15 protein-coding genes are annotated in these 18,385 nt (G+C 72.2%); 9 read left to right on the top strand and 6 right to left on the bottom strand.

The features are described from left to right. Window positions 1-80: 80 nt before the first annotated feature. Window positions 81-962, top strand: coding sequence for an alpha/beta fold hydrolase (locus OG226_RS40810; protein ID WP_328684730.1), 882 nt, complete (start codon window positions 81-83; stop codon window positions 960-962). Between the two features lie 11 nt (window positions 963-973). On the opposite strand, the gene OG226_RS40815 is transcribed toward OG226_RS40810, so the two are convergent. Beyond that, the gene (locus tag OG226_RS40815) at window positions 974-1,780 is read right to left on the bottom strand and encodes a carboxypeptidase regulatory-like domain-containing protein (RefSeq protein WP_329351774.1); all 807 of its coding nucleotides are present in this window, start codon (window positions 1,778-1,780) and stop codon (window positions 974-976) included. Between the two features lie 190 nt (window positions 1,781-1,970). Here OG226_RS40815 and OG226_RS40820 point away from each other — a divergent pair, with 190 nt between their 5' ends. Both OG226_RS40820 and OG226_RS40825 read left to right on the top strand, forming a co-directional pair. Next, window positions 1,971-2,735 (top strand): hypothetical protein, encoded by a 765-nt coding sequence (locus OG226_RS40820; protein WP_329351776.1) that lies wholly within the window; start codon window positions 1,971-1,973, stop codon window positions 2,733-2,735. Beyond that, the gene (locus OG226_RS40825; protein WP_329351777.1) at window positions 2,732-3,274 is read left to right on the top strand and encodes a SixA phosphatase family protein; all 543 of its coding nucleotides are present in this window, start codon (window positions 2,732-2,734) and stop codon (window positions 3,272-3,274) included. The genes OG226_RS40820 and OG226_RS40825 overlap by 4 nt, the downstream gene beginning before the upstream one ends. A gap of 4 nt (window positions 3,275-3,278) precedes the next feature. Here the strand turns inward: OG226_RS40825 and OG226_RS40830 are convergent, their stop codons facing one another. Beyond that, complete coding sequence (locus OG226_RS40830) at window positions 3,279-4,127, bottom strand: helix-turn-helix transcriptional regulator (protein WP_329351779.1); 849 nt, start codon at window positions 4,125-4,127, stop codon at window positions 3,279-3,281. Between the two features lie 142 nt (window positions 4,128-4,269). Between OG226_RS40830 and OG226_RS40835 the strand changes: the two genes are divergently transcribed. After that, window positions 4,270-5,286, top strand: coding sequence for an aldo/keto reductase (locus OG226_RS40835; protein WP_329351781.1), 1,017 nt, complete (start codon window positions 4,270-4,272; stop codon window positions 5,284-5,286). A 43-nt stretch (window positions 5,287-5,329) separates the two neighbouring features. Here the strand turns inward: OG226_RS40835 and OG226_RS40840 are convergent, their stop codons facing one another. Next, window positions 5,330-7,315, bottom strand: coding sequence for an amino acid transporter (locus tag OG226_RS40840; protein WP_329351783.1), 1,986 nt, complete (start codon window positions 7,313-7,315; stop codon window positions 5,330-5,332). 126 nt (window positions 7,316-7,441) lie between these two features. On the opposite strand from OG226_RS40840, the gene OG226_RS40845 reads away from it, so the two are divergent. Beyond that, entirely contained in the window at window positions 7,442-8,068 is a 627-nt protein-coding gene (locus tag OG226_RS40845; RefSeq protein ID WP_328684737.1) for a YigZ family protein, read from the top strand. A 51-nt stretch (window positions 8,069-8,119) separates the two neighbouring features. On the opposite strand, the gene OG226_RS40850 is transcribed toward OG226_RS40845, so the two are convergent. After that, window positions 8,120-10,060 carry a protein kinase domain-containing protein gene (locus OG226_RS40850; protein WP_329351785.1) on the bottom strand — a complete coding sequence of 647 codons (1,941 nt, stop codon included), beginning with the start codon at window positions 10,058-10,060 and terminating at the stop codon, window positions 8,120-8,122. A 371-nt stretch (window positions 10,061-10,431) separates the two neighbouring features. Between OG226_RS40850 and OG226_RS40855 the strand changes: the two genes are divergently transcribed. Beyond that, on the top strand, window positions 10,432-11,595 hold the full coding sequence (locus tag OG226_RS40855; RefSeq protein ID WP_329351786.1) for an exonuclease SbcCD subunit D: 1,164 nt from the start codon (window positions 10,432-10,434) through the stop codon (window positions 11,593-11,595). Between the two features lie 31 nt (window positions 11,596-11,626). Continuing rightward, window positions 11,627-14,617: an SMC family ATPase gene (locus OG226_RS40860; protein ID WP_329351788.1), complete on the top strand. Its 2,991-nt coding sequence runs from the start codon at window positions 11,627-11,629 to the stop codon at window positions 14,615-14,617. A gap of 20 nt (window positions 14,618-14,637) precedes the next feature. Here OG226_RS40860 and OG226_RS40865 read toward each other — a convergent pair whose 3' ends face one another. Then, entirely contained in the window at window positions 14,638-15,093 is a 456-nt protein-coding gene (locus OG226_RS40865) for an Lrp/AsnC family transcriptional regulator (protein WP_328684741.1), read from the bottom strand. 155 nt (window positions 15,094-15,248) lie between these two features. Here OG226_RS40865 and OG226_RS40870 point away from each other — a divergent pair, with 155 nt between their 5' ends. Together OG226_RS40870 and OG226_RS40875 are read left to right on the top strand one after the other, a co-directional pair. Further along, complete coding sequence (locus OG226_RS40870) at window positions 15,249-15,737, top strand: rhodanese-like domain-containing protein (protein ID WP_329351789.1); 489 nt, start codon at window positions 15,249-15,251, stop codon at window positions 15,735-15,737. Window positions 15,738-15,857: 120 nt separating this feature from the next. Continuing rightward, window positions 15,858-16,376: an immunity 21 family protein gene (locus tag OG226_RS40875; RefSeq protein ID WP_328684743.1), complete on the top strand. Its 519-nt coding sequence runs from the start codon at window positions 15,858-15,860 to the stop codon at window positions 16,374-16,376. A gap of 295 nt (window positions 16,377-16,671) precedes the next feature. Here OG226_RS40875 and OG226_RS40880 read toward each other — a convergent pair whose 3' ends face one another. Beyond that, window positions 16,672-18,363, bottom strand: a complete 1,692-nt coding sequence (locus tag OG226_RS40880) for a DUF885 domain-containing protein (protein ID WP_329351790.1) — start codon at window positions 18,361-18,363, stop codon at window positions 16,672-16,674. Between the last annotated feature and the right edge of the window lie 22 nt (window positions 18,364-18,385).

Genomic DNA, 18,385 nt, shown 5'->3' on the forward strand with positions numbered 1-18,385 from the left:
ACCACCCTTTCCGGGGCATCGCCCCAGGTCACCGTAGCGCGCTCATTCGTTGCTCATCGGCGCGCGGCAGGCTCGGCGGCATGTCAACGACCATCCCCGGTTTCAGCTACCACCGCGTCCCCGTCGCGGACGGCGTCTCCCTAAACGCCGCCGTCTCCGGCTCGGGCAGACCGATCGTGCTGCTGCACGGCTTCCCACAGACCCACCTCATGTGGCGCCACGTCGCCGCCGACCTCGCGGCCGACCACACCGTGATCTGCCCCGACCTGCGCGGCTACGGCGCGAGCGACCAGCCCGCCGAGACCGACGGCTCCGGTTACGCCAAGCGCACCATGGCCGCGGACGTCGTCGCGCTGGCCCGCGCCCTGGGCCACGACCGGTTCGCGCTCGCCGGGCACGACCGCGGCGCCCTGGTCGCCTTCCGCGCCGGACTCGACCACCCCGGCACGATCACCCACCTCGCCTGTCTCGACGTACTCCCCACACTGGACATGTGGGACGTGATGCACGGCGTCACCGCCGCCGTCGGCTTCCACCTCTACCTGATGGCCCAACCCCCGGGCCTGCCCGAGCAGTTGATCGCCGCCGCGCCCGACGCGTTCTTCGGCCACTTCCTCGACCTCTGGACCGACGACCCGTCCGCGATCCCCGCCGGCATCCGCACCGCCTACCTCGACGCGTGCCGTGCCGCGGTCCCCTCGATCGTGGCCGACTACCGTGCCTCCGCCGGCATCGACGTCACCCACGACCGGGCCGACCGCGACGCCGGCAACCGGCTGCGGATGCCGGTCGCCGTCCTCCAGCAGGACTGGGGCGCCGCTCTCGGCTTCGACGCGGCGGCCCTGTGGAGCGCCTGGGCACCGGACCTGCGGCACGCGACCGTGACCTGCGGCCACTTCATGGCGGAGGAGGACCCGGCCGTCGTGGCGAAGACGCTGCGGGAGCTTGTCGCCGCCCGCTGAACCGGTGTGCCTCAGGCGGTCCTCGCGGTCACGGTGAAGTCGACGTCCTCGCCGACCGCCGAGACCTCGTTGAAGGCGGCGCTCGCGTGCAGGCGGTTGGCGCCCGCCGGGAGCGGGGTGTCCGGCGCGCACGACCAGGTGCCGTCGACGCGCGCGACACCCGCGCACACCTTGCGCTCGGCGGCGTCCACGACACTCACCCGCGCCCCCGGATAGGAGGTCCCGGCGAGCCGTGCCGCGCCGGACACGAACGTGCCGCCCGCCGGCTCGGTCAGCATCGGCACGGGCATGCCCACGGTCACGGTGCACCTGCCGGACGCACGACGGGTTCCACCCGCGTCGGTCAGCTCGACGTCGCACCCGGGCAGCCGCGTTCCCGGCACCGCCCGCGCGTCCACGGCGAGCGCGAACGGATAGCCGCCGTCCTTCCACGAACCGGGCCCCGAGTCCCGGACGTAGGTGTACGTGCCGGTCGCACCGTCGGCGGTCACCGAGCCCTGGAACCGTGCCGTGTCGGCGAGGGGCGTACCGGTGACCCGGGCCCCGGCGGGCGCGGTCAGCCGCAGCGAGGACCCGGCCGGCAGGTCGGCACCGTCGTACCCGCCGATCTCCACCAGCCCGGACCGCCCCGGCACGATGGTCACCCCGCCGCCCAGAGCCCGTGCGGAGAACTCCCAGGAGTCGGTGCGGAGCGGCGCGGCCGTGGCGGCGACGGCACCGGTCGGGAAGAGAGCGGCGGTCAGGAGGAGGAGCAGCAGTCGCCGTCGGACGGGCGACGGCGACGGGGGTCCGTGGGGGCACATACGGCGGTCGGTCATCGGAACTCTCCGGGATCGTCTCGCGGGATCGTCTCGGCCGGGGTGCTGGTCGGTGCTCCCACCCCACACGCCTCACCGGCCTCGGCGAAAGGCGGGATGGGCGAACGGGTGAACACCGACGAGGTCAGACACCTCGGTGTACCGGACAGACCGGGGTGAATCCCGCCACCTCGGCCGGAGCGGAGCGAACATGCATGCGTACGGCCCTCCGCCCGCCTACGCTCAGGCCGTGCTGCGCATCACCGACGCCCGAACCGGCGAGTCCGTCGAAGCCGCCCCCGCCCGCCGTGGCCTGACCAGGGTCGAGGCGCATGCGTCGGGCCTGGCTCCCACGACCCTACGAGTGCTCCTCATGTCGGACCTCCTCCTACGCGCCCTGGAACTCGGCGGCACCCCCGTCTGGTCCCTCCTCACCGGCGAACACGAGCAGGCCGAACTCCGTTCCGCGGCAAGGGACTTGGGCATAAGGCCGTTCGAGGACGGCGCAGACCTCGGCTCCGGACTCGGCGAGGCCCAGGTCCTCCACGTGGCGACCGAGGGCGCCGGGACGACCGGGGGAGTCCTGGTGGCCGTAGCCCCCGTCGATTCCCCTACGACCGCCGCGCCCGACCTCTCCGACCCGGCCGCGCTCCGCCTCGCGCTGCTCTCGCACCCCCGTGACCTGCCGGTACGGCTCGACGAGGATGCCCTGGAGGAGGCGCGGCGGACGCTGGCGCACTGGCGCGGTTCGGTCGCCGAGTGGGCGCGGCGGCCCTCGCGGCCGGTGCCCGACGAGGTGCGCGCGGAGCTGCGGACCGCCTGGGAGGACGACCTGAACGTGCCCGAGGTGCTGCGGGTGCTGCGCCGGGTGGAGACCTGGCCCGAGCTGCTCGACGGCGCCCGCTTCGAGACCTACGCCTACGCGGACCGGCTCCTCGGGCTCGAACTCACCCGTGACATCGGGTCGTTGGCGTGAGCGCCCGCGCCGGAGCCCGCCCGTTGCGCCGCCTGGTCGTGCTGCGGCACGCCAAGTCCGCCTGGCCGGAGGGTGTTCCCGATCACCAGCGCTCCCTCGCCCCGCGCGGGCGACGCGACGCCCCGGCCGCCGGTATCGCCCTCGCCGAGACCGACTCCCTGCCGGACCTCGCCCTGTGCTCCACGGCCGTACGGGCGCGCCAGACCTGGGAGTTGGCGTCCGCCGAGTGGGGCACCCCGCCGCCGGTGCGGTTCGAGCCGGGGTTGTACGCGGCCGACGTACCGGCCCTTCTCGACGCCGTCCACCAAGTGCCGCCCGAGGTCGAGACGTTGCTCCTGATCGGCCACAACCCCGGCCTGGAGGAGCTGATCCTCGAACTCGCCGGTGACAGCCTCGACGACGCGCTCGACGAGGTCCGGGTGAAGTTCCCGACCTCGGCGATCGCGGTCCTGGCGTGGCACGGCGCCACCTGGCAGGAACTCGCCCCGGGCACAGCCCTGTTGACGGGCCTGACCGTGCCGAGGGGCAGGAAGAAGTGAGACCTCAGGGCCGCGGGGCGCGGGACCAGCTCGCCAGCAGCTGAAGGCGTTCCGCGGAGGGGGACCCCGGCTCGGCGGTGGAGACGCCGAGGGTCTGCTCGGGGTCGTCGGCGGGGGTGAAGGCCTCGTAGCCCAGGACGAGGTCGCCGACGACGGGATGGTGGTAGTGCTTGGTGCCGTGGGTGCGCTGGAACACGTCGTGGTCGGCCCACCAGTGGCGGAAGTCCGCGTCCTGGACGGAGAGTTCGCCGACCAGCTCGGACAGGGCGGGGTCGTGCGGGCTGCGTCCCGCGTACAGGCGGAGCGAGGCGACGATGCCGCGCGCGGCGCCTTCCCAGTCGGCGTACAGGCTCCGGAAGTGCTCGTCGAGGAAGACCAGGCGGGCCATGTTGCGGCTGCGGGCGGGCAGGGCCTCGAAGTCCGTGTACAGGGCGCGGGCGAGGTGGTTGGCGGCCAGGACGTCCATGCGGCGGCCGTAGACGAGGGCGGGGACGTCGGTGAGGCTGTCGAGCAGCAGGCGCAGACCGGGGCGGACGCGCTGCGGAGGCAGCGGGCGAGGACGTGTGTGGGTCGGTCTGGCGACACGGAACAGGTGGGCGCGCTCCACGTCGTCGAGGCGCAGGGCGCGGGCGATCGCGTCGAGGACGGACGCGGAGACGTTGAGGTGGCGTCCGCGCTCCAGGCGGACGTAGTAGTCGACGCTGACGCCGGCCAGCTGGGCGACCTCCTCGCGCCGCAGGCCCGGGACGCGGCGGGTGCCGGGCAGGGGTGCCAGGCCGGCCTCCTCGGGGGTGATCTTCGCGCGGCGCGAGCGGAGAAAGTCCCGCAGCTCGCTGTTCGGTTCCTGGGCCATGCCACCACCGTAGACCGGGTGACCTGGGGAGCAGCCGCGCCAAAGGGGGTCTGTCGGACCCCCGGTCGGAGCGGGTCTCCCACCCCGGCCGTGCGTGGTGGTCGTCTGGAGGAGAGCAAGCACGCACCTGGAGGTATCCCTGATGAAGCACAGGATTCTTGGCGGCACCGGCATGTCGGTGAGCGCATACGCGCTCGGCACGATGATGTTCGGCGCGATGGGCAACACCGACCACGACGAGTCGGTCCGCATGATCCACACGGCACTGGACGCCGGGATCAACCTCGTCGACACCGCCGACGTGTACTCCGGCGGCGAGTCGGAGGAGATCGTGGGCAAGGCGCTCAAGGGCCGCCGCGACGACGTCGTCCTGGCCACCAAGTTCGGGCTGGCGATGGGCGAGGACCCCAACCGCCGCGGGGGATCGGCCCGTTGGATCCGCCGCGCGCTGGAGGACAGCCTGCGCCGCCTGGACACCGACCACATCGACCTTTACCAGATGCACCGGCCGGACCCGCACACCGACATCGACGAGACCCTCGGCGCCCTGTCGGACCTGGTCAGGGCCGGGAAGGTGCGTGCCGTCGGTGGCTCGTTCTTCTCCCCCGAGGAGACCGTGGAGGCCCAGTGGACGGCCGAGCGCCGCGGCCACCACCGGTTCCGCACCGAGCAGTCGCCGTACTCGATCCTCACCCGCGGTGTGGAGAGCCGGGTGCTGCCCACCGCCCGGCGTTACGGCATGGGTGTGCTGACCTTCGGTCCGCTCAACTCCGGTTGGCTGTCCGGCCGTTCGGATCCCACGGCCGGGCACCGCAGCGCCGGCGCGGGGGCGAGGATGTTCGACCTGAGCCTGCCGGGCGTGCGCGCCAAGGCCGACGCCGTGCGCGAACTGACCGCGCTGGCCGCCGAGTCCGGACTGCCGCTGCCTCATCTGGCCACCGCTTTCGTCCTGGCCCATCCGGCGGTCACCGCGGTGCTCATCGGCCCGCGCCGTCCCGAGCAACTGACCGACCTGCTCGCCGCGGCCGACGTGGGACTCGGCGACGACATCCTCGACCGCATCGACGAGATCGTCCCGCCCGGAGTCGACGTGAACCTCGGCGACTTCTACATCGACCCCACCCCGCCGATCACCGACAAGCGCCTGCGCCGTCGCTAGCGCGCTGCTGCCGACGGTCAACACCCTTGCGGCGGGCGGCCGTTCAGCCGACGTGCACGCGAGGCCGCCGCTCCGGATCCGGTTCCGCGCGGCGCAGTACCTCGCGGGTCACCGGCGCGACCTCGCCGTCGCCGAAGACCAGGAAGCGGATCAGGTGGCTGACCGGGTTGCCCTCGGTCCAGGTGAAGTAGGCGTGCGGGACCTTGCCGGTGCGGTCCCGGAGGGAGAGGAGGACGGCGGCGATCGCGTTGGGCACCGTCGGGCCCTCGACGCGGAGTCGCCGTACGCCGTACTTCTCGTCGCCGTGCACGGAGATGTCCGCCGAGAAGTCCGAGGAGTCGCGGAGGAACACCTCCAGGAACAACACCGGCCCGCCGTCCGGGATATGGGTCTCCTCGCGCTGGCTGTACTCCTTGGCGCGGTACTCCCGCCTGCTGTGCTCCTGCGGCTCGTTCGCGATCAGCCGGAGCGGGCCGCCGCGCGCCGCCTCGTCGACGAAACGGGACGCCGTGTCGTCGAACGTGATCTCGGCGGCGCGGAGTTCGAAGGCGCGGTGCACCCGCGAACCGAACGACGTCACCAGGATCAGCACGATGAAGATGCCCGCGATCTTGATGCCGTCGGGCCGTTCGATGACGTTCGTGACGAGTGTGTACGCGAACACGGCGGTGATCACGCCGAAGCCGAGCGTGGCCTTCCGATGGCCCCGCTTGTGCACGGTGACCGTGGAGGCGAAGGCCGCGGACAGCATCAGCACCAGCACACCCGTCGCGTACGCGCCGCTCTGCGCGTCGACGCTCGCGTGAAACCACAGGGTGATGACGATGGCCGTCACCATGAAGACCAGCACCAGGGGCCGCACCGCCCCCGTCCACTCCGGCGCCATGCCGTAGCGCGGGAGATAGCGCGGTACGAGGTTCAGCAGGCCGGCGAGTGCGGAGGCGCCCGCGAACCACAGGATCGCGATCGTCGAGACGTCGTAGAACGTGCCGAAGACCTGGCCCAGGTGCTCGTGCGCGAGGTAGGCGAGCGCGCGGCCGTTCGCCGGGCCGCCCGTCTTGAACGCGCTCTGCGGGATGAGGATGGTCGTGGCCAGGCTGGACAGCAGCAGGAAGCCGGACATGATCACGGCGGCCGTGGTGAGCAGCTTGCGGGTCTCCCGGATGCGGCCGGTCGGCTTCGCCCAGGTGTCCGTCGGATCGCCCTTGACCTGCGGCATCACCGCGACGCCCGTCTCGAAGCCGGACATGCCGAGCGCGAGTTTCGGGAACACCAGCAGTGCCACGCCGACCATCGCGAGCGGCGAGGAGTGCGCGGCCGTCATCGCGTCCGTCCAGTCGCCGATCTTCACCGGATGGCTCAGCACCTCCCAGGCGGACACCGCGAGAACGACCAGGTTGAGCGTGAGATACACGCCCACCAGCACCACGGCGATCCCGATGGCCTCCCGGAACCCCTTGAGGAAGACCGCGCCCAGCGCGCCGACGAGCACCAGCGTGATCCACGTGTTCCCGCCGTGCATCCAGCCCGGCGCGAACGGGTTCTCCACCACGTGCGCCGCCGCGTCCGCCGCCGACAGGGTGACCGTGATCATGAAGTCCGTCGCCGCGAAACCCAGCAGCACCAGGACGAAGATCTTCCCCGACCACCACGGCAGCAGCCGCTCCAGCATGGCGATCGACCCCTCGCCGTGCGGAGACTCGTGCGCCACCCGCCGGTAGACCGGCAGCGCGCCGAGCAGCGTCAGCCCGATCAGGACGACCGTCGCCAGCGGGGAGAGCAGTCCGGCAGCGAGGGCCGCGATGCCCGGCTGGTAGCCCAGGGTGGAGAAGTAGTCGACGCCGGTCAGACACATGACCCGCCACCAGCGGTGCCCCTCGTGCTCCGGGTTTGGGGTGGCGTGCGGGCCCGGATGCCGGGCGCTCTGCTCGCTCAGCCCGTCCAGGAGCCAGGCCCGGCAGCGCTCCGCGGCGGATCCGGGACCGCCGGACGCCGTGGTCTCCGTAGGATCCGCCTGCGCGCCGGTCATGCGTGTGAACTCCCTGTGATCGGACGACCGTGCCCGGGGCCCGGGCGACGAGGAGCGAGTATCCACCACATCGTCGCCCGCACCCGGACCGGGGGCGACCCCCGGGCCTGCGCATAGGCTGGCCGGATGCAGGACGAGTACCGCACAGTGGCCCGCCCGGGCGTGCACGAGACCGAGGTCAACCGCTCCCGCTTCCTGTGCGCCCTCGCCCCGGCGGCCACCGAACAGGAGGCCCAGGCCTTCGTCGCCCGCATCCGCAAGGAACACACGGACGCCAGCCACAACTGCTTCGCCTACGTCGTCGGCGCCGACGCCGCGATCCAGAAGGCGAGCGACGACGGCGAACCCGGCGGCACGGCAGGCGTCCCCATGCTCCAGATGCTGCTCCGCCGCGACATGCGGTACGTCGTCGCCGTCGTCACCCGCTACTACGGCGGCGTCAAACTCGGCGCGGGCGGCCTCATCCGGGCCTACGGCGGCTCGGTCGGCGAGGCCCTCGACACCCTCGGCACGATCACCCGCCGCCGCTTCCGCCTCGCCACGGTGACCGTCGACCACCAGCGCGCGGGCAAGGTCCAGAACGACCTGCGCGCCACCGGCCGCGAGGTACGGGACGTCCGCTACGGCGAGGAGGTCACCATCGAGATCGGCTTGCCGGACGCCGAAGTGGACGCTTTCCGGGGCTGGTTGGCGGATACGACGGCGGGGACGGCGGGGCTGGAGCTGGGCGGCGAGGCGTACGGGGACGCGTGAGGGGCCGGAGATCTTGACGGTGCGTCAGGGGGGTCCGCGGCTGATGATGTGTCAGGTGGACCAGTTCCAGACCTGGTTGGAGCTGCCCGCGCAGCCCCAGGCCTGCACGACCTGACCGTCCTGCCCGGCACCTGGGGCATACGCGTCCAGACAGAAGCCGTCCGGGACGCTGACCAGTGTCCCGTGGCCGCCGAGTTGCCACCGCTGGGCGCCGAGCCCGTCGCAGGCTCTGGTCCGGACCACCTGACCGTTCCGGCCGATCGTGCCGCTGTCGGCGTCCAGGCAGTGATGACTGCCCCGATTGACCACCAGATACTGGGAGGTGTGCCCGGGCACGGGATACAGCGTCCACTTCTGCGCCACCGTGCCGTTGCACCCCCACACCTGTACGGCACCGGTACGGGCGTCGAGGCACCGGGCGACGTCAGCGATGTGGACGCTCTCGGTGACGGTCACCGAACCGGCCCGGACGGGTCCGCGCTCCGCGCCGTAGAGCAGCTTCATGGTCTGCGCGTCCACCGATCCGCTCGCGGTGGTCCCGGCCTCGGTCTGGAAGACCTTCAACGCGTCGACCGTGGCCTTGCCGAACTCGCCGTCGACCGTGACGTGCAACCCGTAGCCCGCGAGCAGGAGTTGGAGGGCCTTGACGCAGTCGCCGTGATAGTCCGAGGCGAGTTCGGTGACGCAGGAGGAGAGCCGGATGTCGAGTTTCGCGGGATCACGGGTGACCGGCGCGCTCGGCGACGCCCCGCCCTTCGTCGCCGACGCGGCTGTACTCGGCGAACTGCCCGTCCCCGGAGGCGAGTTCTCCGGTACGGCCGGCGCTGGGGGCGTCCCCGGTCCTGGGCCGGCCGACGTCCCGTTGCCGTCGTGGTGCAGCAGGAGCAGCGTCGCGGTGATGCTGCCGGCGACGAGGAGGGCGGCCACGGCGACGGCGCCCGCGATCAACCTTCCGCGTTTTCGCGGGGTGTTCGCGTGTTTCCGGGACGTGGTGGGCGGGTCGGAGGGTGCCGCCGAGGGGTGGGCCCCGCGTTGCTCGACGGGGGAGGGCCCGCGCTGGGGGGCGACCCGGGGCGGACCGCCGGCCGGCGCGGACAGCTGATGCCCGATGGCCGTCCTGAACACCGCCTCGGGCAACGGCCGCAGTTCGGGGTCCTTGTCCAGGCAGGTGCGGATGAACGCGGCCAACTCCGCGTCGACGCCCGCGACTTTGTCGAGGACGTCCTCCCGGGGCGGGTCGAACGCCACCCGGTGCAGCACGTCGACGCCCGTGCCCTCGCCGAACGGGGCTTCCCCGGCGACGGCGTAGGTGAGCGTGGACGCCAGCGAGAAGACGTCGGAGGCGGCGGTCACCTCCTGGCCGCGCACCTGCTCCGGGGACATGTAGGCGGGGGTGCCGACGTTCTGGCCGGTGGCGGTGATCGAGGTGCCGTCGTGGGCCTGGACGACACCGAAGTCGATGACACGGGCGCCGTCGGCACCCAGGATGACGTTGGACGGCTTGAGGTCGCGGTGCACGATCCCCTCGCGCCAGATCGCCTCGATCGCCCGCCCCACGTCGGCCAGCAGGCGCCAGGCCGCCGCCACGTCGACCGGTCCGCGCGCGTCGACCAGCTCCGCGAGGGTGGGCCCGGGTATGTACTCGGTGGCGACCCACACCAGATCCTCCTCGCAGCCGCTGCCCAGCAGCCGTACGATGTGCGCCCCTTGGATCCGGCCCAGCGCGCCGACCTCGCGCTCGAAGCGCTTGCGGAACAGCGGGTCCTCCGCGTACTCGGGCCGGATCACCTTCACGGCGGCGGGGCCCGTGGCACCGGTGGTGTCACGGCCCAGATAGACCCGGCCCATCCCGCCGCTGCCGAGCACCGACATCAACCGGTACGGACCCGCCTGGCGCGGGTCGCTCTTCCGCAGCGGCACCACGGGAGGCGGCTCCATCCCCGCCGCCGCGTAGGCCATCGTTTCGGACCGACCGCGGAACTCGACTGGCATGGGAACCCTGTGTCTCTCGCGTGGTGCGTGTGACGGGAGATTAACGCAGCACACGTGTGCGACAAGGGAGTTGGGAATTTCCACAGCCGACGCCCAGCCGCGTAGCCGCGCGCCGACAGGCTGTGCCCCAGCCGGCTCCGCACGGAGATGGCCGACCGCCGGACGACCCGCCTCGCGGAGGAGGCCGGACTGGACGGCGGGATCACGGCACCGGACCCGGGAACGGTGGGATCCGACCGCGGCCTTCAGCGCCGTGACGACGCTCACTGATCCCGGTATGGGGCATATTTCCTGCCATAAGGTCCCGAATGCGTGGGAACTCCGAGGTCAATGGTGGTTCAGGGGCCGGCAGGCGCTAGCGTGGTGGACCGATGAGACTGCTGCACACTTCCGACTGGCACCTGGGCCGGGCCTTCCACCGCGTGAACATGCTCGGGGCCCAGGCCGACTTCGTGAGTCACCTCGTCGCCACCGTGCGCGAGCGCGATGTGGACGCGGTGCTCGTGTCGGGAGACGTGTACGACCGGGCGGTGCCGCCGCTGGCCGCGGTCGAGCTGTTCGACGACACCCTGCACCGGCTCGCCGACCTGGGCGTGCCCACGGTGATGATCTCCGGGAACCACGACTCCGCCCGCCGTCTCGGCGTCGGCGCCGGGCTGATCGACCGTGCGGGCATCCACCTCCGCACCGAGCCGTCGGCCTGCGGGACGCCCGTGGTGATCCCGGACGCGTCCGGCGACGTGGCCTTCTACGGGCTGCCGTATCTCGAACCCGCCCTGGTGAAGGCCGAGTTCGGGGTGGAGAAGGCCGGGCACGAGGCGGTCCTCGCCGCCGCCATGGACCGCGTCCGCGCCGACCTCGCCGACCGAGCGCCCGGCACCCGTTCCGTGGTCCTCGCGCATGCCTTCGTCACCGGCGGCGAGGTCAGCGACAGCGAACGCGACATCACCGTCGGCGGAGTCGCCGCCGTACCGGCCGGGGTCTTCGACGGCGTCGACTACGTGGCGCTCGGGCATCTGCACGGCTCCCAGACGATCACCGGGCGCGTGCGCTACTCGGGCTCCCCGCTGCCGTACTCCTTCTCCGAGGCCGACCACCGCAAGAGCATGTGGCTCGTCGACCTCGACGCGGACGGGGCCGTCACCGCCGAGCGCCTCGACTGCCCGGTACCGCGCGAACTTGCCCGTATCCGCGGCATGTTGGAGGACCTCCTCCACGACCCCGGCCTCGCGCGGCACGAGGAGGCGTGGGTCGAGGCGACCCTCACCGACCCGGTGCGACCGGACGACCCCATGGCCCGGCTCACCGAGCGCTTCCCGCACACCCTCAGCCTCGTCTTCGACCCCGAGCGCGGCCCCGACGACCCCGACGTGTCGTACGCCCGCCGCCTCGCGGGCCGCGACGACCGTGAGATCGCCGACGACTTCGTGGCCCACGTACGCGGCGCCGGTCCCGACGAGCACGAACAGACCGTTCTCCAGGAGGCGTTCGACGCGGTGCGCGCGGACGCGGTCGTACGGGAGGTGACGCCGTGAACGTACGGCACGCGGGAACAGAGGGTCACCGATGAGGCTCCACCGGCTCGACCTCACCGCCTTCGGGCCCTTCGGCGGTTCACAGACCGTCGACTTCGACGAGCTGTCCTCCGCCGGGCTGTTCCTGCTCCACGGGCCGACCGGCGCCGGAAAGACCTCCGTCCTCGACGCCGTGTGCTACGCGCTCTACGGCTCGGTGCCCGGCGTCCGGCAGTCCGGTCAGGGGCTCACCCTGCGCAGCGACCACGCCCCGGCCGGCACGCGCACCGAGGTGCGGCTCGAACTGACCGTCGGCGGGCGGCGGTTGGAACTGACCCGGCAGCCGCCCTGGGCGCGTCCCAAGAAGCGCGGCACCGGCAGCACGCTGGACAAGGCACAGAGCTGGCTGCGCGAGTACGACGCGACGGCCGGCGCCTGGAAGGACCTCAGCCGCTCGCACCAGGAGATCGGCGAGGAGATCACCCAGCTGCTGGGCATGAGCCGGGAACAGTTCTGCCAGGTCGTGCTGCTGCCCCAGGGCGAGTTCGCACGGTTCCTGCGGTCCGACGCCGAGGCGCGCGGCAAGCTGCTCGGGCGGCTCTTCGACACCCACCGCTTCGCCGAGGTCGAGAAGCGGCTCGCCGAACGGCGCCGGGCCACCGAGGCCCAAGTCCGTGAGGGCGACGCCCAGTTGCTTGCCGACGCGCACCGCATGCAGCAGGCCGCCGGTGACGCCATGGAGCTGCCGGACCTCGCTCCGGGCGAACCCGGCCTCGCCGACACGGTGTTGGGCGCGGCGGCCGTGGCCCGGAGTACCGCACGCGAGCAACTGACCGTGGCGCAGGGCGGGTTGGCTGCCGCCGAGTCCGCCCAGGCCGCCGCCGATCGTGAACTGGCCGACGTCCGTGAACTGGGCCGCCTGCAAGAGCGGTTCGCGCAGGCGCGGGAGCGGGCCACGCTCATGGACGAGCGGGCCGACGGCTATCGGCAGGCGCAGGCGCGGATGGAGCGGGCCCGGAAGGCGGAGGCGGTGGCGCCGGCGCTGGAGCTGCGCGAGGCCGCCGACGCCGAGCACCGGGACGCCGCCCGGGCCGAGACGCGCGCGCGTGGCCTGCTGCCGGACACCTTCGCGGGCGCCGGCGCGGCCGGGCTCGCCGCCGCCGCACGCCGGGCCGCCGAGGAACTGGGCGGACTGGAATCGGCCCGCCGCGCCGAGCAACGGATCACCGAACTCCGCGTGGAACGCGCCGAGTTGGACCGCCAGGAGCGTGCCGACGAGGACGTACGGCAGGAGGCCGAGGCCTGGCTCGCCGAGTGGGACACCACCCGCGCGGGACTCCAGACGCGGATCGAGTCGGCGCAGGAGGCCACCACCCGGGCCGAACAGCTCGGCGTGCGGCGCGAGCCCGCCGAGCGGCGGCTCGGGGCGGCCCGGCAGCGGGACCAGTTCGCCGGTGACACCGAGGACGCCCAGCGGCAGGTGCTCGTCTCCGCCGAACGTGCCGTCGAGGCCCGCGCCCACTGGCTCGACCTCAAGGAACAGCGCCTCAACGGCATCGCCGCCGAACTCGCCGCCCACCTCACCGACGGCGCACCCTGCGCCGTCTGCGGAGCCACCGAACACCCCGCCCCCGCCCGCAAATCCGCCGGACACGTGGACCGTGCGGCGGAGGAACAGGCCCTCACCGCCCACCAGCGCGCCGAGGAACAGCGCACCGAGGCCGAGCGCCGCCTGGGTGTCGTACGGGAAGCCCTCGCCGCCGCCACCGCAGAGGCGGGTGACGCGCCGACCGGCCAACTCGCCGACGAGGTAGCGGAGTTGGAGCGGTTGTACGAGCAGGCGCGCCGGGACGCGTCCTGGCTGCACCCCGCGACCGAGGAGCTGCGCCGGGCCGAGCAGGAGCATGAGCGGCGGACCGTGATCCAGCAGCAGGCCGCGCTCCGGGCCGCCTCCCGTACGACCCTGCGCGACACCCTGGACCGTGAACGTTCCTCCCTGGAAGGGGAGTTGGCGCAGTCACGGGGTACGGCCGACAGCGTGGCCGCGCGTGCCGCCCAACTGGAGCGGCAGGCCGCGCTGCTCACCGACGCGGCCGACGCCGGCCGTACCGCCGAGGACACCGCCCAGCGCCTCAAGGACGCCGACGCCCGGCTCGCCGACGCCGCCTTCCGCGCCGGGTTCGACACCCCGCAGGCCGCGGCCGCCGCCCTTCTCGACGACACCGCCCATCGCGAACTCCAACGCCGCCTGGACGCCTGGCAGTCGGAGGAGGCCGCCGTACGGGCCGTGCTCGCGGAGGTCGACACGGCGGCAGCCGCGCAGCAGGCGCCAGTGGACCTGGACCTGGCGGAGCGGGTCGCGACCGCGGCGGTTCAGCGGACGCGTGACGCGGCCTCCGCGCGCGACGCGGCGGCCCGGCGCTGCACCGAACTCGACCGGCTCTCCGCCCGATCGGCCGCCGGGGCACGTCAACTCGCCCCGCTGCGCGAGGAGTACGACCGGGTGGCCCGCCTCGCCGCCCTCACCGCGGGCACCTCGGCCGACAACGAACGCCGGATGCGCCTGGAGTCGTACGTCCTCGCCGCCCGCCTGGAACAGGTGGCCGCGGCGGCGACCGTACGGTTGCAGCGCATGTCGTCCGGGCGTTACACCCTCGTGCACTCGGACGACCGGGCCGGGCGCGGCCGTAGCGGACTCGGGTTGCATGTCGTCGACGCGTGGACCGGGCGGGAACGGGACACGGCGACGCTGTCCGGCGGCGAGACGTTCTTCGCGTCCCTCGCCCTCGCGCTCGGACTCGCGGACGTGGTCACCGACGAGGCCGGCGGGGTCCGGCTCGACACCCTCTTCATCGACGAGGGCTTCGGCAGCCTCGACGAGCAGACCCTCGACGAGGTTCTCGACGTCCTCGACTCCCTGCGCGAGCGGGACCGCAGCGTCGGGATCGTCAGCCATGTCGCGGATCTGCGGCGGCGGATCCACGCGCAGCTGGAGGTCGTGAAGGGGCGGGACGGGTCGGCTGTACGGCAGCGGGGGCAGTGACGTCCTTGAGGTCGGCGGGGTCAGTGGCCCAGGGGGCGGCGGGGGAGCGGTGAGGAGTAGACGACGCTGGTGGTGACCGAGCCCAGGGCGCCGATCTTGCCCGACACCTCCTCCAGGTGGCGCATCGAACGGGCCGCGACCTTGATCATGAAGCAGTCGTCGCCCGTGATGTGATGGGCCTCCAGGATCTCCGGCGTCACCGCGACCAGGTCGTGGAAGGGTTTGTAGTTGCCGTTCGGGTAGCGCAGCCGCACGAACGCCAGGATGGGCAGCCCGAGCCGCTCGGGGTCCACGACCGCCGCGTATCCCTGGATCACCCCCGCCTCCTCCAGCCGCCGCACCCGCTCGGTCACCGCGCTCGCGGACATGGAGACGGCCCGGGCCAACTCGGCGAAACTGGCGCGCCCCTCCCGCTGGAGGACGTCGAGGATGCGCCAGTCGGTGGCGTCGGGGGCGTAAGTGGATTCCGCGGTCATGTTTGAGAAATAGCAGGGGAATCCCCGGCCGATCAAGGGGTACGGCGAGGATCGTCCCTTCAGCGGACCGGTCGGCGACCATAGATTTCTCGACGTAGAGATGTAGAGACGTTGAGACATAGAGGTGCCTGGGTGCCTCGGTGAAAGGTCGGATCATGAGCAGTACCATCGCCGTCAATCCCGTTCTGCGGGTCGCCCCCGCCGCACCTTCGGCCGCGGTCGCCCACTTCCGCGCGAGCCTCGCCTTCCACGCCGACGTCTCCGACGTGGCCGCAGCGCTCGCGGCCGACGGCAACTCCGGTTCTCCCGGGTTCGTCGTCGTCGACTCACGCTCCACCGAGTCGTGGGACCAGGGCCACGTTCCCGGAGCGGTCCACCTCCCCACAGCGCTCATCCCGGCTCAGGCCGAGGGGCTCCTCGACAAGTCCGTGCCGGTCGTGACGTATTGCTGGGGTCCGGGTTGCAACGGCGCCACCCGGGCCGCCCTCGCGCTCGCCGAACTCGGGTACCAGGTCAAGGAGATGCTCGGCGGGTTCGAGTACTGGGTGCGTGAGGGCTTCGGGTTCGAGACGTGGGAGGGAAGTGAAAGGCGTGCGGTCGATTCGTTGACGGCGCCGGTGGGGGCGGGTGACTGCGGCTGCTGATTCCTGGCAGGCGTTTCTTCAACTCGGCCGCTGGGGAGGCGAGTTCGCGCCCCTACCATCGACGCGCCGAGTCTTTTGAACCCTCAACATGTGGGATCGCTGTGCGTGTAGGTTCTGCCCATGGCGCGATACGCGGAGCCGGGAACGGCGGTGCAGTGGGTGGAGTCGGGCGGCGGACCGCTCATAGCGGTGCCGGAGACGGTGTTGCCGTTCTGGACGGGAGCCGACAGCCACGAACTGGCCTCGGACTACGACCGGGCCTGCGAGGTCGACGGATACGCGGGCCTGTTGCCGGTAGGAGACAGTGCGGCGCTGGTCCTGGGCGACGACCCCGCGTCGACCTCCTTCCTCCCGGAACACGGCACGTTCGTACGCTGGTGCGCCGCGAACTCCGAGGACGAGATCCTGTCCGTCATCCCCGCCGCACTCGCCGGCGCGACCTGGGAGAACGAGGTGCAGTGGGACGTACCCAGCCCTGTCGTCCTGTTCGACTCGGCGTGGCCTGGACGGGAGTCGGAGGGCACGGAACACCTGAAGGTCGACCTGGAGCCGGGACGGTACGCCGTCCGCGCGGGTCAGGCGCGGCCGGGTCCTGAGACGTGGCTTGGGCTTGTTCAGCTGCGGAGGCTTTCCGGCTGAGGAGTGGGGGCGGGGTTTCCGCGCCGGTGTTGGGTGTGGGCGGTGCCTGGGGCCCGAACTGACGGGTGTTCGAGGGGACTTCGGCCCGGGCGTCGGTCGTGCGGGGCGGCCGTGTCCCGAAGTCGACGGGCGGCTGAGGAATGCCAGTGCCCGGCGTCAGATGCAGACGGTGTGACCTCGTTGCGAACTCGCGGGCAGGCAAGGGGACTTCAGCCCCCGCCACCAGACACACACGGCGGCCGCGTCCCGAACTCTCGGACCCGGCCGCCGACATGTCACGCCGTGCGTCCCCGCGTCAGAGCTGGGACAGCTCGTCCACCAGGTCGTCCAGGCCCAGGGAACCCTGGGACAGCGCGGCCATGTGCCAGGCCTTCAGGTCGAAGGTCTCGCCGTGCCGCTGCTTCGCGTTCTCGCGGCCCAACAGCCAGGCCCGCTCGCCGAGTTTGTAGCCGATGGCCTGGCCCGGGATCGTGAGGTAGCGGGTCAGTTCGCTCTCCACGAAGTCCGCCGGGCGGCTGCTGTGCGCGCCGAAGAACTCCTGGGCCAGTTCCGGCGTCCACCGCTCACCGGGGTGGAACGGCGAGTCCGCCGGGATCTCCATCTCCAGGTGCATGCCGATGTCGACGATGACGCGGGTGGCCCGCATCATCTGCGCGTCGAGATAACCGATCCGCTGCTCCGCGTCCTCCAGGAAGCCCAGCTCGTCCATGAGCCGCTCCGCGTACAGCGCCCAGCCCTCGGCGTTGGCGCTGACCCCGCCGATGGTGGCCTGGTAGCGGGAGAGGTTCCCGGCGACGTGCGCCCACTGCGCGAGCTGGAGGTGATGGCCGGGGACGCCCTCGTGGTACCAGGTCGAGACGAGATCGTAGACCGGGAACCGGGTCTGGCCCATCGTCGGCAGCCAGGTCTGGCCCGGACGCGAGAAGTCCTCCGACGGCGGTGTGTAGTACGGCGCCGCCGCGCTGCCCGGAGGCGCGATGCAGGACTCCACCTTCCGTACCCGCTCGGCGAGTTCGAAGTGCGTGCCGTCCAGTTCCTCGATCGCCTTGTCCATCAGGCCCTGCAGCCAGACACGGACCTCCTCGACACCTTCGATGTGCCGGCCGTGCTCGTCGAGGTGCGCGAGCGCCACCCACGGAGTCCCGGCGCCGGGCAGGATCTTCTCGGCCTCCCGCTTCATCTCGGTGAGCAGCCGGTGGTACTCGGACCAGCCGTACGCGTACGCCTCGTCGAGATCCAGGTCCGTACCGTTGAAGAAGCGCGACAGACGTGCGTACCGCTCCCGGCCCACCGTGTTCGGCGCGCCCTCGATGGCCGGCGCGTACACGTCGCGCAGCCAGTCCCGCAGCTCCACCACGGCCGCGGTCGCCGCACCGGCGGCCTCGTCCAACTCGGCGCGCAGGGAGTCGGGGCCCGCCGAGGCGAACTCCTCGAACCAGCCGCGCCCCTGGCCGTCCGTGTCCGACCACTCGGTGAGCTGGCCGATGAAGGTGTCGGTCGGCCGCGGGCCCGCGAACAGCTTGCGGTCCAGGCCCAGTTGGAGGGACTCGCGGTAGCCGGCCAGCGCGGTCGGCACCGCGCGCAGCCGCTCGGCGATCGCCGCCCAGTCCTCGTCGGTCTGGGCCGGTGTCACCGTGAACACCTCGCGCACCGAGTGCGCGGGCGTGGCCATGTTGCCGACCGCGCGCAGGCTCTCCTCGGCGTCGTGCACGGCGAGTTCGGCGCTGAGCCGCTCGCGCAGCAGGCGCGCGCACCGGCGCTCGCTGTCACTGTCCGCGCCGGGTCGGCGCTCTGCCTCGTCGAGCTTAGCGAGGGTCGCCCGCTGAAGCGCCGCGAGTCGTTCCTGACCTGCGGGGGAGAGATCGGGCAGGCGGCTCGAACTCTCCTTCACGCCGAGATACGTACCGGTGACCGGGTCGAGGGTGATGAGGTCGTCGACATAGGCGTCGGCGACCTGCCGGGGCAGCGGAGTGTTGGTCTGCGACATGAGGACCATCCTCATACGCGGA

Source organism: Streptomyces sp. NBC_01261 (genome assembly GCF_036226385.1).
Lineage (GTDB): Bacteria > Actinomycetota > Actinomycetes > Streptomycetales > Streptomycetaceae > Streptomyces.